This window comes from Acinetobacter sp. YH16038, assembly GCF_013417275.1.
GTDB lineage: Bacteria > Pseudomonadota > Gammaproteobacteria > Pseudomonadales > Moraxellaceae > Acinetobacter.
Genome location: NZ_VPEG01000015.1, coordinates 81,979 through 95,264, shown reverse-complemented (window position 1 = coordinate 95,264; position 13,286 = coordinate 81,979). Strand labels below are relative to the sequence as shown.

Here is a 13,286-nt window from a genome sequence, read left to right as displayed (position 1 = left end):
TCAGAATAATTCAAGTGAATTTGTTTGAAAGAAGAACTTTAAAAGCTTTATTTTCACCCGATAAAATACCCATAAAACAAGAGGAAGCTCAAATGAGCTTCCTCTTGTGAAAAATTGTGGGACAGCAGTGACCCGAGGGTGCTTTTTTTTCAGAACTATTCAAAACAGCTTTAAGCTCTCATTTTAAAATGGTTCAGTTCCTGATTCAGGGCAGCGATAATATCTGCGCGGCTGATAATTCCGACCAGACGCTGCTCACTCACTACCGGAATATAGTTAAAGGAACGCTCCACAAAATAGGGCACCAGATCCTGAATCGGCTGCAATGGCTGCACTGTGACTACCTTGCGGGTCATAATATGTTTGACCTGATGTTCCCAGCTGCTGCGCACATCTGCAGCACGTTTAAACCATTCTACCACCTGATACATGGCCAGCGTTCCCACCAGCTTGCCTTCCGCATTAACCACCGGCAGGCTCATCAGGTTCATTTCTTTAAATTTATCCAGTGCATGCTGAATATTATCATTGGCATGCAGGGTCACCACGTCTTTAGTCATAATGTCCTGACAGGTAAACTGGTTGACCGCACGGGCATTGGCTCGGTCCTGAGCTTCCAGAATAATCTTTTGCAGGTCATATTCACTAATGTCCAGCAGCTCGGTTTGCTGATCTAGTACTTCCTGAATATCTTGCGGCTGAATAGTGACTTTCTGGGTCGGGGTCGGATCTTTGGAACGGGTATTCAATTGCGCCTGCTGCGGATAACGCTTGCCAATCATTCGATTAAAGACGATCGCAATTACCATCAATAAGATCGAATTCAGCAGCACCGGATAGAAAACGAAAGCATAGCCGAGTTCATGCACCGCATTGCCGCCGAGTACCGCCGTAATAGCCACAGCACCACTCGGTGGATGCAGGGAATCGGTGGTCATCATCAGGATAATAGCCAAAGCTACCGCTAGACTAAAAGCTTCCGTCGGACTGGCAATAAACAAGGCACAGGTCACACCCACTACCGCAGCAATAGTATTACCTACCAGAATATTCCAGGGCTGTGCCAAGGGACTGGCCGGAACTGCAAACAGCAGCACAGATGAGGCCCCCATCGGCGCAATATACCAGGCTTCAAAATCACCCAGAATCCATAAACTCAGTAATGATGATACCGTGAGACCCAGTAGTGCCCCAATACCGCAGAGTAAACGGTCTTTGAGTGGAAGAACTTTAAAATTCGGTTTTAAGGTATTGAGCCAGTCGAGATTGGAATGGAACACGGCGCGCCTGATTTTAATGTTTACAGATTTTGCGCATTATAAAACTAGTCGCTTTAAAGATGTATTTATTTTATATCTTTTAATTACACTTAAATGGATGCTGTTTAAAAAGCTAAGTCACACACCAGAGAAAAACCATCCATCTAGTCCTATTTTACTATTCAATCTCTCATAGGATTTTCAATAAGATCATTCATGTCAGGTGATTTTAGTCTCAGCTTCGCTATGAGAACCAGATTTAATCAGAGGTTCGATTTTGAGCAGCTCGACCTGACCATAATAGGTTGAAAATGCTACATCTCCGGCATCTACCCCGGTGCCAATGCGAATCAGCTCGTCGACCGGAGCCAAACGGGTCGGATCAAACTGTACCCACCCGCCTTCCAGATAGGCTTCAAAAATGGCATGAAAATCGGGTAAAAATTTTTCAATTTTCACATAACCGACCACCATGCGTGCCGGAATTCCTAAAGCACGGCACAGCGCAATGCCTAAATGGGCAAAGTCACGGCATACCCCTGCCCGGTGGATCAGTACATCTGTCGCAGTCGTAAACTGATCAGAGCAGCCAGAGACATAAAAAATATTGTTATAAATCCACTGTTCAATGGCTTTTACACGCGTATAGCCGGGTGTCACCCAGCCAAATGAGCGTTTCGCCATTTCAAGTAATAAATCTGAATTGCAATAGCGGCTGGCCAGCAAATAAGGTAGTACTTCATCCGGCAGGTCTGGAATTTTGACTTCACTCAAGTTTTGCCTCAGATCATTCGGAATGCTCGGCTGACGGGTAACTGTCGCGCTATAGTTCAGTTCAAATGCCTCACAGGGTTCGAGTTGCAACCGGATATGACGGTTTTGATGCTGAGCATCCTGAAATTCATGCCACTTGACCGGCATATTCATAGTGAGCTGTTCTCCGAGAATATTCTGATCGGGATGATGGGCGACCTGAACCATAAAAATAAATTCGGTAGGTTGCACAATCTTGTATTTTAAATGGCACTGAATTTGGTAAGTGGTCATGAAGTTCCTTATTATTAGGCATTATTATATTGTGTGAAGATTAAACTAATTCTAAGACCGCAATCGTATGAGATCAGTTTAACTTTATCGCGCTTCAGTGAACAGGATGCTATACATCTGATTTATTCCTGATTTTTGGATCTCATCCCATTGCTATTCCAGCATAAAATTGCAGCAAAGCCGCGCAAAATCTGGCATGAATGAAGACCATTTTAATTTTTTCCAAAATATTTTCAGCGTATTAACCCTTTGCCACTCCCCTGTAAAATCCTTATAATCAAGCACAATTTTTCTCTAATTTTAAGTGGATGACCATGAGTCGCGCCATATCGCATATTGATACCTTCCAAGGCTTAATTCTTGCCTTACAAAACTACTGGGCGGAGCAAGGCTGCGTCGTGTTACAGCCTTACGACATGGAAATGGGTGCAGGGACATTCCACACTGCAACTTTCCTTCGTGCGTTAGGTCCCGAAACCTGGAATGCTGCTTATGTTCAGCCATCACGCCGTCCGAAAGATGGTCGTTATGGTGAGAACCCGAACCGTCTGCAACATTATTACCAGTTCCAGGTTGTGCTTAAGCCAAACCCGGACAACATCCAGCAGCTTTACCTAGATTCTTTAAAGGCAATCGGTATTGATCCTTTAGTTCACGACATCCGTTTCGTGGAAGATAACTGGGAATCTCCAACACTGGGCGCATGGGGTCTAGGCTGGGAAGTTTGGCTGAACGGCATGGAAGTGACTCAGTTCACTTACTTCCAGCAAGTCGGTGGTGTTGAATGCTACCCAGTAACCGGTGAAATCACTTATGGTCTGGAACGTCTGGCGATGTATCTGCAAGGTGTAGACTCAGTTTACGATCTGGTTTGGACCAAAGGTCAGTTCGGTACTGTGACGTATGGCGATGTGTTCCATCAAAATGAAGTAGAACAATCGACTTATAACTTCGAATATGCACCAGTAGAAAAAATGTTCGAACTGTTCGATTTCTACGAAGCTGAGGCGACCCGTTTAATCGAAGCTGAACTGCCATTACCTGCTTATGAGCAAGTGATTAAAGCATCACACAGCTTTAACCTGTTAGATGCGCGTGGCGCGATCTCTGTGACTGAACGTCAGCGTTATATTCTGCGTGTGCGTACTTTGGCACGTTCAATTGCGACCAGTTATGTAGCAGCACGTGCGAAACTTGGTTTCCCAATGGCAGAACCTCACCTACGTGACGAAGTCCTGGCTCAGCTTAAAGCTCAAGTAGAAGCAGAAGCGGCTCAAGCAGAAAAATCAGCGGAGAACAAATAATGTCTAAACATACAGTTTTATTTGAACTTGGCTGTGAAGAACTTCCTCCAAAAAGCCTGAAAAAATTACGTGATGCTTTAAAAGCTGAAACTGAAAAAGGCTTAAAAGATGCGGGTCTGGCTTTCGATGCGATCGAAGCTTATGCAGCGCCACGTCGTCTGGCACTTAAAATCGTAAATGTTGATGCTGCTCAAGCGGATACGCAAAAACGTTTTGACGGTCCTGCTGTGCAAGCGGCTTATGATGCTGAAGGCAAACCAACCAAAGCACTTGAAGGCTTTATGCGCGGTCAAGGCATTACGGTTGATCAGGTGTCTACTTTCCAGGCCGGTAAAGTTGAAAAAGTCTGCTACCTGAAAGATGTGAAAGGCCAAAGTCTGGACGTTTTACTGCCACAAATCCTGCAACATGCTCTGGATCAATTGCCAATCGCAAAACGTATGCGTTCTGCAGCTAGCCGTACTGAATTCGTTCGTCCGGTGAAATGGGTGGTGTTGTTAAAAGACAGCAATGTGATTGATGCAACCATTCAGGATCACAAAGCAGGCAACGTGACTTATGGTCATCGTTTCCATGCGCCTGAAGCGATTATTCTGGCCAATGCAGATGCTTATCTGGATGCCCTGCGCGCTGCGAAAGTGGTTGCGTCTTTTGAAGAGCGTCAAGCAATCATCGACCAGCAAGTCAAAGCGCTGGCTGATGAAGTGAATGCGATTGCCATTGTTCCTGCGGATCTGCGTGACGAAGTCACTGCTCTGGTTGAATGGCCAGTTGCTCTTCGTGCCAGCTTTGAAGAACGCTTCCTTGCAGTTCCTCAAGAAGCACTGATCACCACGATGCAGGACAACCAGAAGTATTTCTGTCTGGTGAATGCTGAAAACAAATTACAGCCTTACTTCATTACCGTTTCAAATATTGAGTCTAAAGATCCGACTCAAATCATTGAAGGTAACGAAAAAGTAGTTCGTCCGCGTCTGTCAGATGCAGAATTCTTCTTCCTGCAAGACCAGAAACAACCGCTTGCGTCTCGTAAAGAGAAACTGGCCAACATGGTATTCCAGGCACAACTGGGTACTTTGTGGAACAAGTCTGAACGTATTGCCAAACTGGCTGTCGCGCTTGCTCCGATTACCGGTGCCAAAGCTGAAGATGCTGAAAAAGCAGCTTTACTTGCAAAATGCGACTTAACTTCTGAGCTGGTCGGTGAATTCCCGGAACTTCAAGGGATCGCGGGTACTTACTACGCACGTCTTGAAGGCGAAAATGATGAAGTGGCTGAATCTTTAGGTGAGCAGTATTTACCTAAATTCGCTGGTGACGTTCTGCCTAAAACCAAAACGGGTACAACGATTGCGCTTGCTGACCGTTTAGATACCTTGACTGGTATTTTCGGTATTGGTCAGGCACCTACAGGTTCTAAAGATCCGTTTGCGCTACGTCGTTCTGCGATTGGTATTCTGCGTCTGGTGACTGAAAACGAACTTGATGTTTCAATTGAAGATCTGATCAAGCTGGCATTGGCTGCTTATGGCGATGTATTGAAAGACCACGACAAGACTCTGGCAGATGCGGTTGCATTCCTTGAAGGTCGTTACCGTGCGAAATACGAAGATCAAGGCGTTGATGTTGACGTGATTCAGGCGGTTCAAGCGCTTTCACCAAAATCACCGCTTGATTTTGACAAACGCGTAAATGCAGTAAATCACTTCCGTGCGTTGCCTGAAGCTGCTGCGCTTGCTGCTGCGAACAAGCGTGTTGCTAACATTCTTGCCAAAGAAGCTGCGCCTGAAGGTGCTGTTATTGAAGCAAATCTGGTGGAAGATGCTGAAAAAGCATTGTTCGCTGAACTGCAAAAAATCACACCAGCGGTTGAACCACTGTTTGCTTCTAAAGATTACACTGCTGCGTTGTCTGCATTGGCTGCCCTACGTGCGCCAGTAGATGCGTTCTTTGACGGTGTAATGGTGATGGCGGATGATGCTAAACTAAAAGCAAACCGTTTACGCCTGCTTGCTCAGCTTCGTGACCTGTTCACTAAAGTTGCAGATATTTCAGTGCTTCAACACTAAGTTCTGATTTATAAAAAAACCCGCTTTAGAGCGGGTTTTTTATTACTCAGCAATACTTGTCCTATATTCTTTAGCCAACATTGGAAGATCTAAAATAGAATATCGGTCATTATTTTTTACAGGATATGTTGAATAAACATAGTCAATAAAATCATTAAAGTACATTGATTTAGTCTTATCTATTACTGTATCAATAACTGATTTAATCAATGGCTCTAAGTCAATAGAAGCCTCTCCAACATAATTAATAATTTTTTTATTATTTCCGTATATAGTCGTTTTATTTTTTACTACAAAATTACCATTATCTTTTGCTGCTTCATAAACATCAGAAACATAAGGACCGTAATGATTAAAAACCCAATTTATTTCAGTAGCTTGCTGATCATTAACTAATGAAGAAAACCAATCTGTTAAATATACCATTTTTGTTAATCGGGCATCAGAGAGTTCATCTTTATATGGATACTCTTGACAGATGTAAGCTATTATTTTTTCTAAGTTATTTTTTAACATCTTTGCCCTCCTTAAATTGTCTTAAAAACTCCATTTCTGCAACACCTTTTGCACGAATAGAATCAGAAGAAGCATGGTCATTATCACGGATATACCGTATATATGAGACTAAATTACTCTCATGTTCAGCACAATAGCTTTCTATTCTTTTTATCTGCCTTTCAGTAAATTTATTTTTAGTAATACTTTCAAATACAATTACTCCGATAGCCTCTGAAGTATCATCAATTCGTCTAGCATAGTACTGGCATGATTTCATTCCTAAAGATTTTACCTTTTCCTCAGAAAAATTATAGGTTTGCTTTACATATTCAAAATAAGGATTTGGATCACTACTATCATACTCAGGACAAGATACATCTTTATGAACTTGTTTTCGCCATGCTTGACTGATTACACCGCCATTCAGTTCAAATTTTAAAGTACTCTCTCTTGAATTTTCAGGATCTACAGAATATCGCCCTACATAATAAAAATGATTCTTTTTAAAATAATATAAAGTCACTCGACAACTTGATTCAAAAAGATTTAATGTTTTCAAAGAACTTTTTAGCCACGTTTTAATTAACTCTTTATATAAAGAGTTAATTTTTGACTTAAATTCATCAATATCTTCTGAAGCACTTTTTAATCTATTTTCTAATTCGTATTTTGCTACTCCTAATTTCTTATTTTCTCCTAATAAATTTTCATTATCAAGCCATTGATATCCTTTTGAAATTATATAAATAATTAAACTAAAAAATACATAAGTTATTGGTGTTTTAAAAACAGCTAGTAACGCTATAAATGAGAATTCAAAATAGATTTCATATTGTTCCAGACCTTTAGAAGTAGTCCACGCTGCAGAAATCCCTAATATAGCAGTCGCTATTACATCTAAAGCTAAATAGAACCCTTTCCCAAAACCATCTAAAATCGAAGTAACTTTCGAAACTAGACCTGTTTTCTTTCCAGTAAACCCTAAGTACATAATTATTTTATAAAAAAATTTTTAAGAAATAATATAGTTATTTTCAAATAATTCAATTTTATATTTCTTTAAAAATCCACTAAGTTATTCCAATACTATGAATTATTAAGCTTATTCCCTATACTTTGCCTAACAACACTCAACAAGAAAGAAGCGCATGAAATTTCAAACACTCATTATGACGACTCTTGCGGGTATCGCACTTACAGCATGTACATCTCAACCGACCATTCCACAGCTAGAACTGGGTGTATTACAGGAAGTACAAAATCTCGAAGTTATTCCAGAAACAACCAACAATAAGGCGAAACTGACCAAATTCCTCGACAAATGCGTGATTGAATTTACTGGCGACATCGGCAACAACCGTTCAGTTGAACAATGGTCATTTAAAGGCCTGACCCTGATAGATGCCGGCTCAGCGACTTTCCAGCGTGACGGTACCAGCACAGCACAAAAATTTGACCTGCACGATACGGCAGTACAAAAGAACTTTGTAATTCTGCGCAATCATTTTGCTAAAGATGCCCTGACTCAATGTGACTAAACAAATCGCCCTGTTTTCATCATGAAAATAGGGCTATTTATTTGAATGAACAGAAATTTAATTTTTCTTCTGATTTAAACTGCCTTTTCTTCCTTTTAAAAATTATAAGATCCTCGCATCAAACTACGCTGAACCTATACTCTCTCCATAGCTTATTCATTGTTTTTGGCTGATTATCCGTTACACTGAAAACCAAACTCAGACCGCTCTTTGACGAATTCGAGGTCGATCCATAATGAATATCAAAACCCCAATTATTTTAACGACAGCTTTAATGTTCTGCGCACCTGTATTTGCACAGACCGAAACCACTCAGACCAACAAACCGATTGCACCTTATGGTGAGAATCCGAACCTGCTGCATGTGTTTGCCTATAAAGCACAGGAAGGCGTTATCAATACCGCTGAAAAAGTAGGTGAAGTCACTGAAAAAGGCATTGCCAAAATCAAACCGGGTGTAGACCGTGCCTGGGGCAATACCAAGTCTGCAGCATCAGATACCATCCAGAAAGTAGATCAGGGTGCGACTCAGGCAGCACAGCAAACGGGTCAGAAAATTCAGCAAACCCGAGAAGTCTGGCGCGGCAATTCACAACAGGCACCGATCGTGCAGCAGCCTTTGAGTCAGCCATCTACCGCAACTCAAAATTCATCGGTATCACAGCCCCAGTCAAGTTCCGGTACAGCGACCAGTTATGCAGTAGATGATCTTTAAATCATCGCATTGAAAAAAGCCCATTACGGGCTTTTTCTTTTAAGCATTGAAGATAGTTGAGTCTTTCTTTAGACTGAACTCAAATAAAATCATGAGAAGATAATAAAAATGAAAAAAATTCTCCTCAGCTTTATCGCCGGCATTCTGTGTGGTGTAGCCATCCTGTACATCACTTTACTGGTTTCAGGTGAAACCGTGACCTCAATTGCTGCGATTGATGATGAATTATCCTCCATCCCGAGCCTGTCTAGTGCGAATCCTTATAACCATAAAACCGAAGGCGAAAAAATCCAGCATATAGAACACTTGGAGGAAGCTGAATTTAGGCCCGCCTCTGGCAATAATGCCGACCTGTATCGGATCAAGGATATGTGTAAATTAAGAATCGGGACTCAAGGAGATGACATTTATAGCTATCGAACTGCTTATTTTTCGCAGAATCATCTGATTTATATGTTTGAAACCCATTATCGAACATCTTATGACAAGCGTCCCGATGAACGGGTACCCGAATTTAAGCGCGTCTATCAGGAAATTATATTTAACCCCCGGTCTGCACTGGTTCAGAGTGAATTTTTAAAGCTATTAGATAAATATATTACGCCAGAAAACCGAAAAAAATGCTGATCGAATTTAATCAGCATTTAGTTTTTATTTGGCAGTTTTTAATTTACCTGACGGATAGGCCGGCCTTGCTTAAAGGCTTCTACATTTTCCACCATCTGATCCACAATGCGTTGACGCGCATCAACGCTGCCCCAAGCATTGTGCGGTGTAACGATCAGGTTAGGAATTGAGGCATCGAGCAATACATTTCCCTCTTTCGGAGGCTCCACGGTAAGCACATCCGTCGCAGCACCGGCAATTTTGCCTTCGCGTAAGGCCTGAGCCAAAGCCTGTTCATCGACGATTCCACCACGCGCACAGTTAATTAAAAATGCACTTGGTTTCATCGTGTCCAGTTCGGCATGACTGATTAAATGACGGGTATCTTCCGTTAAAGGGCAATGCAGGCTTAAAAAATCCACTTGTGGCAATAACTCTGCAAATGGAATACGGGAATCATCTGCTGGACGGTTGGGCAAAGCTGCAATCAGTACTTTCATGCCAAAGGCTTCTGCCAGTCTGGCAACTGCATGGCCCAGCTCACCATAACCAACAATACCTAAGGTCTTGCCTGCCAATTCTACAATTGGCGCACCCAATAGACAGAACTGGCTGGCCTTTTGCCATTCGCCCTGCTGTACTGCACGTTGATAGGTTAAAAATGAAGTGGCCAGATTGAGCATCAGCATAAGGGTATGCTGAGCGACGGCAGAGGTGCCATAAGCCTGACAGTTACACACCACAATGCCACATGCCTTGGCCGCAGCCAGATCGACATTATTGGTGCCCGTAGCAGAAATCAGGATCAGTTTCAGTTGAGGGCATTGCTGGATGGTTGCCGCGTCAATCATGACTTTGTTGGTAATGATGACATCGACATCGGCCACACGAGACTGAATCTCTGCAGCCGATGTGGCCGGGTATAAGACCAGCTGATCAAATACTGCATGTAGTGCCTGAAAGTCCAAATCCTGTTGGTCTAAAGAAGCATAATCTAAATAAGCGGCTTTCATGGCGCTACCCTCAACCTTGTTTGACAATTTATTTTGATTGCCATTTAAAACAAGTCCTGCAGGGTTTTCAAGCAACTTACTGTCAGAAGTGGTTAATCTACAGACTTATCAATATGGTTACGCAGAGAACGGCGCACCTTATAAATCACATATACACTGAGAAAGATCAGAAAAATAAGAGAAGAACTGAGCAAGATCACTGCAGGATGCACACTTTCCGCGTGTGCAAAATTAGGCAGCATCAGTCCAAGAATAAAACAAATACTTGTAACTTGTTTGGATTGCATATATTTACTCCCTTGTCATATAAACAACCGGGAGCGGTGTGACTATTTTTCATACCGCCTAAGACCATATTAGGCCTTAGCAAACATAAGTCAAGTATTTGTTTTTTAGATAAATTTTTTGGTTAGTTCATTTCACTTCGTGTCACAAACTGTGTATTTTTGTCACTTGCGTCAACGAAACCGGAAGCGCCGTATTCATCTGTATGCAAATTCAGATGTTTATAGCTGAACATATAAAAATCAGCATAGCGTTTCATGATAATCGGATGCATGCCTACATTTAATTCATCCTGCTCCTTGACCAGTTTCATAATATGCCGATCATTCATCACTACCAGATAACGTTCATCATTCAGATTGATGGTCAGCAAGCCATTACCTTTGGCATAGATTGGAATCAGGAATTTATGGTTCAGTGCAATCGCATCACCGGTATAGCTTTCGATCTTGTTGCTGATCACATTAAAGACCAGTGCATGTCCATAGGCATCCAGCAATAACTGGCGCTTTTCCTGCGGCAGATTGACGTGAATTCCGAGCTTAAGCAGATCCTGCTGATCGACCTGTTTATTACTCAGCAATTCACGCAAAATCACCTGTTTTTGCGCTGCATCAAAAAATTGGGTATCCAGCAACAGATCATTATTTTTCAGGATACGCCCTAAAGCAAAACGATGCCTCGGCAAGATATTCTCAATCACCTTACGATAATAGAACTTGCTGTTTTTCTTGACCCGACGCATTTTCTGGTAGAAATAACTTTCATCATATTCATGCAATAAAAAGTCATACAGCAGCTCGGAGCTGGCCAGAACAGCGATGGCGTCATGGCCGGTAAATGGCAGATGCAGTACATGATGCTGCGGAAGTACGGCTTCTAGTTTCAGGTAATGTACCCGGTCTTCGGTGCAATACGGGTCATATACCAGAATATATTCCCGTTCCGGACTGACATCTTCTGCCTCAATCCGCATGCCTTCATTCAGCTCGGGCTGGTAAAACATGTTGTAGCGGGCATCTTCGACATCTTCCGGATCAATCGAATATTGCGGCACCATCGCGACCACTCGCTGAACATTCAGCAGATTGGAATATTTAATCGCAGCATAGCCACCCATGGAGCCACCATAGGCAATGCGCTGCTGAAACGGTGCAATCAGCTCGGCAATGGCTTGCAACATGTTCCACATGGAACTTTTTGGAAACCAGGATTTATGTTTGGGCATGATTCCCAAAACATTAAATTCAAATTTCGCTAATGATTTTTCGGCATTGATGCTCAAGCCCTTGGCACGGGTAATCAAATCTCCAAATGAAAAAATCAATTCTGAAGATGACCCCGGCATAAAAATTGCGCGTATATGCTCATCTTCAAAAACAATCTGCTTATCCATAACTTTCCCGTGCTGGTGAATCTAACTTTTCGGCAACAATTCACTCAATGAATAGGGCCGAAAAAGTGAATATGCTATTTTATATCGATGAAAAAGATTAAAAAGCGCAAAATATGACACAATCACTGCATCCTGCAGCTCAACAAGGGTTTAGTACAGCGGCTGAGCTTTATCAGCAGGTACGCCCTGACTATCCGGCAGATCTTAGCCCATGGCTTGCCGAGACACTGTCATTGCCTGTAGATGCAGATCTTGTTGATTTGGGAACAGGAACAGGTAAATTTATTGCCTATTTGCTTCCACTCAGCAGCCACATCACCGCCATTGATCCTGTCCCTGAAATGCTGGCCCAGTTAAAACTGGCACATCCGGATATTCATACCCTTGAAGGGATGAGCCACCAGCTTCCCCTGCCCGATCATAGCGTGAATGCCGTGTTTTGTGCACAGTCATTTCACTGGTTTGCCAATCTAGAGACCTTAAAGGAGCTGGATCGGGTACTTAAACCTCAAGGCTTTCTGGTATTGGTCTGGAACCAGCGTGATATCACAGTCGACTGGGTCAAAGCTCTGGCAGATTGCATTGCACCACTGGAAGACGATACACCACGCTATCATAGTGGTGCCTGGCGTAAAGTATTTGAAGAACAGAATCTCTTTCAGCCTTATGCTGAAACGCAAATGCAACAGCTACAGCATGGCCCTGTCGAGCAGGTGGTTTCCAAACGCTTATTGTCAACCAGCTTTATTGCGGCACTACCAAAAGAACAGCAACAGCAGCTCAAGCAGCAATTCGAACAAATTATCAAAAACTATACGGACAAGGGTGCAGAAGATATGATTAATTTCCCTTATGTCACCTATGTTTATGTATTCAAGAAAAATAATTAGGAACAGGATTCAATCATGCACACGATTCAATTGATGTCACGAACTGCACTTTTCACTGCCGCCATGTTTTTGATGGCCTGTGACCAGAAAAGTTCACAATCTGTAGAACAGCAGGCAACGGAAGACTCTGCATCAGAGGAAATCATGCAGGAATTGAAAACTGGACCCGTGAAAAACTTCCCTAAAACGGAAGATGATCCCCATGATATTGCTGTCTTGAATGACTATGAAGAACGTTTCCAGGAAATGAGCGCGGATCTGGAAGCTGAGCTCAATGGCATGCGCAATGATGACAATCTGACTCCGGAATTTGTCCAGCAACGTCAACGCGATCATGTCCAGTCTTCGCTAAATATGCTCAAAGATCTGGAGCTTAAAACTGAACAGGGCCGTTATATTCAGGGTTTGATGTATCAATACTGGGAACATCAGGAAAAACTGGTGAATAGTCCGAAATCTCAGGCCTCTACCGTAAATGAAGCCAGTGAAAATGTAAAAGGTCTGGGCAAATATCTACATGCCCAAGAGCAACTGGAACGCTGGCGTTCGCAATATCCGGAGATGACCACCGCAAATAAAGCCCCAGCACAATAAATAATACATTTCAGGAAGCGGACGCTTCCTGAAATTTTATATGCAGTTCTAAGATTTAACTTTCACTTTCTG

At 42.5% G+C, this 13,286-nt stretch carries 14 protein-coding genes; 7 read left to right on the top strand and 7 right to left on the bottom strand.

Features of this window, described 5'->3' with window-relative positions; genetic code table 11:
• Positions 1 to 170 precede the first annotated feature (170 nt).
• Both FTV34_RS08470 and FTV34_RS08465 read right to left on the bottom strand, forming a co-directional pair.
• Complete coding sequence (locus FTV34_RS08470; protein WP_034704289.1) at positions 171 to 1,280, bottom strand: HPP family protein; 1,110 nt, start codon at positions 1,278 to 1,280, stop codon at positions 171 to 173.
• A gap of 198 nt (positions 1,281 to 1,478) precedes the next feature.
• Positions 1,479 to 2,306: a transglutaminase family protein gene (locus FTV34_RS08465; protein ID WP_180011900.1), complete on the bottom strand. Its 828-nt coding sequence runs from the start codon at positions 2,304 to 2,306 to the stop codon at positions 1,479 to 1,481.
• Positions 2,307 to 2,620: 314 nt separating this feature from the next.
• Here FTV34_RS08465 and glyQ point away from each other — a divergent pair, with 314 nt between their 5' ends.
• Entirely contained in the window at positions 2,621 to 3,610 is a 990-nt protein-coding gene (glyQ, locus tag FTV34_RS08460; protein WP_005232423.1) for a glycine--tRNA ligase subunit alpha, read from the top strand.
• The gene (glyS, locus tag FTV34_RS08455) at positions 3,610 to 5,679 is read left to right on the top strand and encodes a glycine--tRNA ligase subunit beta (protein WP_180069914.1); all 2,070 of its coding nucleotides are present in this window, start codon (positions 3,610 to 3,612) and stop codon (positions 5,677 to 5,679) included. Before glyQ ends, glyS begins: the two co-directional genes overlap by 1 nt.
• A gap of 42 nt (positions 5,680 to 5,721) precedes the next feature.
• On the opposite strand, the gene FTV34_RS08450 is transcribed toward glyS, so the two are convergent.
• The gene (locus FTV34_RS08450) at positions 5,722 to 6,195 is read right to left on the bottom strand and encodes a Panacea domain-containing protein (RefSeq protein ID WP_180069912.1); all 474 of its coding nucleotides are present in this window, start codon (positions 6,193 to 6,195) and stop codon (positions 5,722 to 5,724) included.
• Entirely contained in the window at positions 6,182 to 7,168 is a 987-nt protein-coding gene (locus tag FTV34_RS08445; protein ID WP_180069910.1) for a hypothetical protein, read from the bottom strand. Before FTV34_RS08445 ends, FTV34_RS08450 begins: the two co-directional genes overlap by 14 nt.
• Positions 7,169 to 7,325: 157 nt before the next feature.
• Between FTV34_RS08445 and FTV34_RS08440 the strand changes: the two genes are divergently transcribed.
• The 3 genes from FTV34_RS08440 to FTV34_RS08430 all read left to right on the top strand — a co-directional run bounded on the left by FTV34_RS08440 (position 7,326) and on the right by FTV34_RS08430 (position 9,057).
• The gene (locus FTV34_RS08440; protein ID WP_180011895.1) at positions 7,326 to 7,715 is read left to right on the top strand and encodes a hypothetical protein; all 390 of its coding nucleotides are present in this window, start codon (positions 7,326 to 7,328) and stop codon (positions 7,713 to 7,715) included.
• 235 nt (positions 7,716 to 7,950) lie between these two features.
• Positions 7,951 to 8,430 carry a hypothetical protein gene (locus FTV34_RS08435; protein WP_005232430.1) on the top strand — a complete coding sequence of 160 codons (480 nt, stop codon included), beginning with the start codon at positions 7,951 to 7,953 and terminating at the stop codon, positions 8,428 to 8,430.
• Positions 8,431 to 8,538: 108 nt separating this feature from the next.
• Complete coding sequence (locus FTV34_RS08430) at positions 8,539 to 9,057, top strand: hypothetical protein (protein WP_179992852.1); 519 nt, start codon at positions 8,539 to 8,541, stop codon at positions 9,055 to 9,057.
• Between the two features lie 38 nt (positions 9,058 to 9,095).
• Here the strand turns inward: FTV34_RS08430 and FTV34_RS08425 are convergent, their stop codons facing one another.
• The 3 genes from FTV34_RS08425 to FTV34_RS08415 form a co-directional block, all read right to left on the bottom strand.
• Positions 9,096 to 10,049: a 2-hydroxyacid dehydrogenase gene (locus tag FTV34_RS08425; RefSeq protein ID WP_180069908.1), complete on the bottom strand. Its 954-nt coding sequence runs from the start codon at positions 10,047 to 10,049 to the stop codon at positions 9,096 to 9,098.
• A gap of 92 nt (positions 10,050 to 10,141) precedes the next feature.
• Positions 10,142 to 10,336 (bottom strand): hypothetical protein, encoded by a 195-nt coding sequence (locus tag FTV34_RS08420; RefSeq protein WP_005232434.1) that lies wholly within the window; start codon positions 10,334 to 10,336, stop codon positions 10,142 to 10,144.
• Positions 10,337 to 10,458: 122 nt separating this feature from the next.
• On the bottom strand, positions 10,459 to 11,730 hold the full coding sequence (locus tag FTV34_RS08415) for a hypothetical protein (RefSeq protein ID WP_180018238.1): 1,272 nt from the start codon (positions 11,728 to 11,730) through the stop codon (positions 10,459 to 10,461).
• 113 nt (positions 11,731 to 11,843) lie between these two features.
• Between FTV34_RS08415 and FTV34_RS08410 the strand changes: the two genes are divergently transcribed.
• Positions 11,844 to 12,620, top strand: coding sequence for a class I SAM-dependent methyltransferase (locus FTV34_RS08410; RefSeq protein WP_180069906.1), 777 nt, complete (start codon positions 11,844 to 11,846; stop codon positions 12,618 to 12,620).
• 15 nt (positions 12,621 to 12,635) lie between these two features.
• The gene (locus tag FTV34_RS08405) at positions 12,636 to 13,214 is read left to right on the top strand and encodes a hypothetical protein (protein ID WP_005232438.1); all 579 of its coding nucleotides are present in this window, start codon (positions 12,636 to 12,638) and stop codon (positions 13,212 to 13,214) included.
• Positions 13,215 to 13,286 lie beyond the last annotated feature (72 nt).

What these genes read in the sequence shown, in the direction of transcription:
- FTV34_RS08420 (WP_005232434.1), bottom strand. Translation starts at nt 10,336, where the DNA reads ATGCAATCCAAACAAGTTACAAGTATTTGTTTTATTCTTGGACTGATG.
- FTV34_RS08425 (WP_180069908.1), bottom strand. Translation starts at nt 10,049, where the DNA reads ATGAAAGCCGCTTATTTAGATTATGCTTCTTTAGACCAACAGGATTTG.
- glyQ (WP_005232423.1), top strand. Translation starts at nt 2,621, where the DNA reads ATGAGTCGCGCCATATCGCATATTGATACCTTCCAAGGCTTAATTCTT.
- glyS (WP_180069914.1), top strand. Translation starts at nt 3,610, where the DNA reads ATGTCTAAACATACAGTTTTATTTGAACTTGGCTGTGAAGAACTTCCT.
- FTV34_RS08415 (WP_180018238.1), bottom strand. Translation starts at nt 11,730, where the DNA reads ATGGATAAGCAGATTGTTTTTGAAGATGAGCATATACGCGCAATTTTT.
- FTV34_RS08430 (WP_179992852.1), top strand. Translation starts at nt 8,539, where the DNA reads ATGAAAAAAATTCTCCTCAGCTTTATCGCCGGCATTCTGTGTGGTGTA.
- FTV34_RS08465 (WP_180011900.1), bottom strand. Translation starts at nt 2,306, where the DNA reads ATGACCACTTACCAAATTCAGTGCCATTTAAAATACAAGATTGTGCAA.
- FTV34_RS08405 (WP_005232438.1), top strand. Translation starts at nt 12,636, where the DNA reads ATGCACACGATTCAATTGATGTCACGAACTGCACTTTTCACTGCCGCC.
- FTV34_RS08435 (WP_005232430.1), top strand. Translation starts at nt 7,951, where the DNA reads ATGAATATCAAAACCCCAATTATTTTAACGACAGCTTTAATGTTCTGC.
- FTV34_RS08410 (WP_180069906.1), top strand. Translation starts at nt 11,844, where the DNA reads ATGACACAATCACTGCATCCTGCAGCTCAACAAGGGTTTAGTACAGCG.
- FTV34_RS08440 (WP_180011895.1), top strand. Translation starts at nt 7,326, where the DNA reads ATGAAATTTCAAACACTCATTATGACGACTCTTGCGGGTATCGCACTT.
- FTV34_RS08450 (WP_180069912.1), bottom strand. Translation starts at nt 6,195, where the DNA reads ATGTTAAAAAATAACTTAGAAAAAATAATAGCTTACATCTGTCAAGAG.
- FTV34_RS08445 (WP_180069910.1), bottom strand. Translation starts at nt 7,168, where the DNA reads ATGTACTTAGGGTTTACTGGAAAGAAAACAGGTCTAGTTTCGAAAGTT.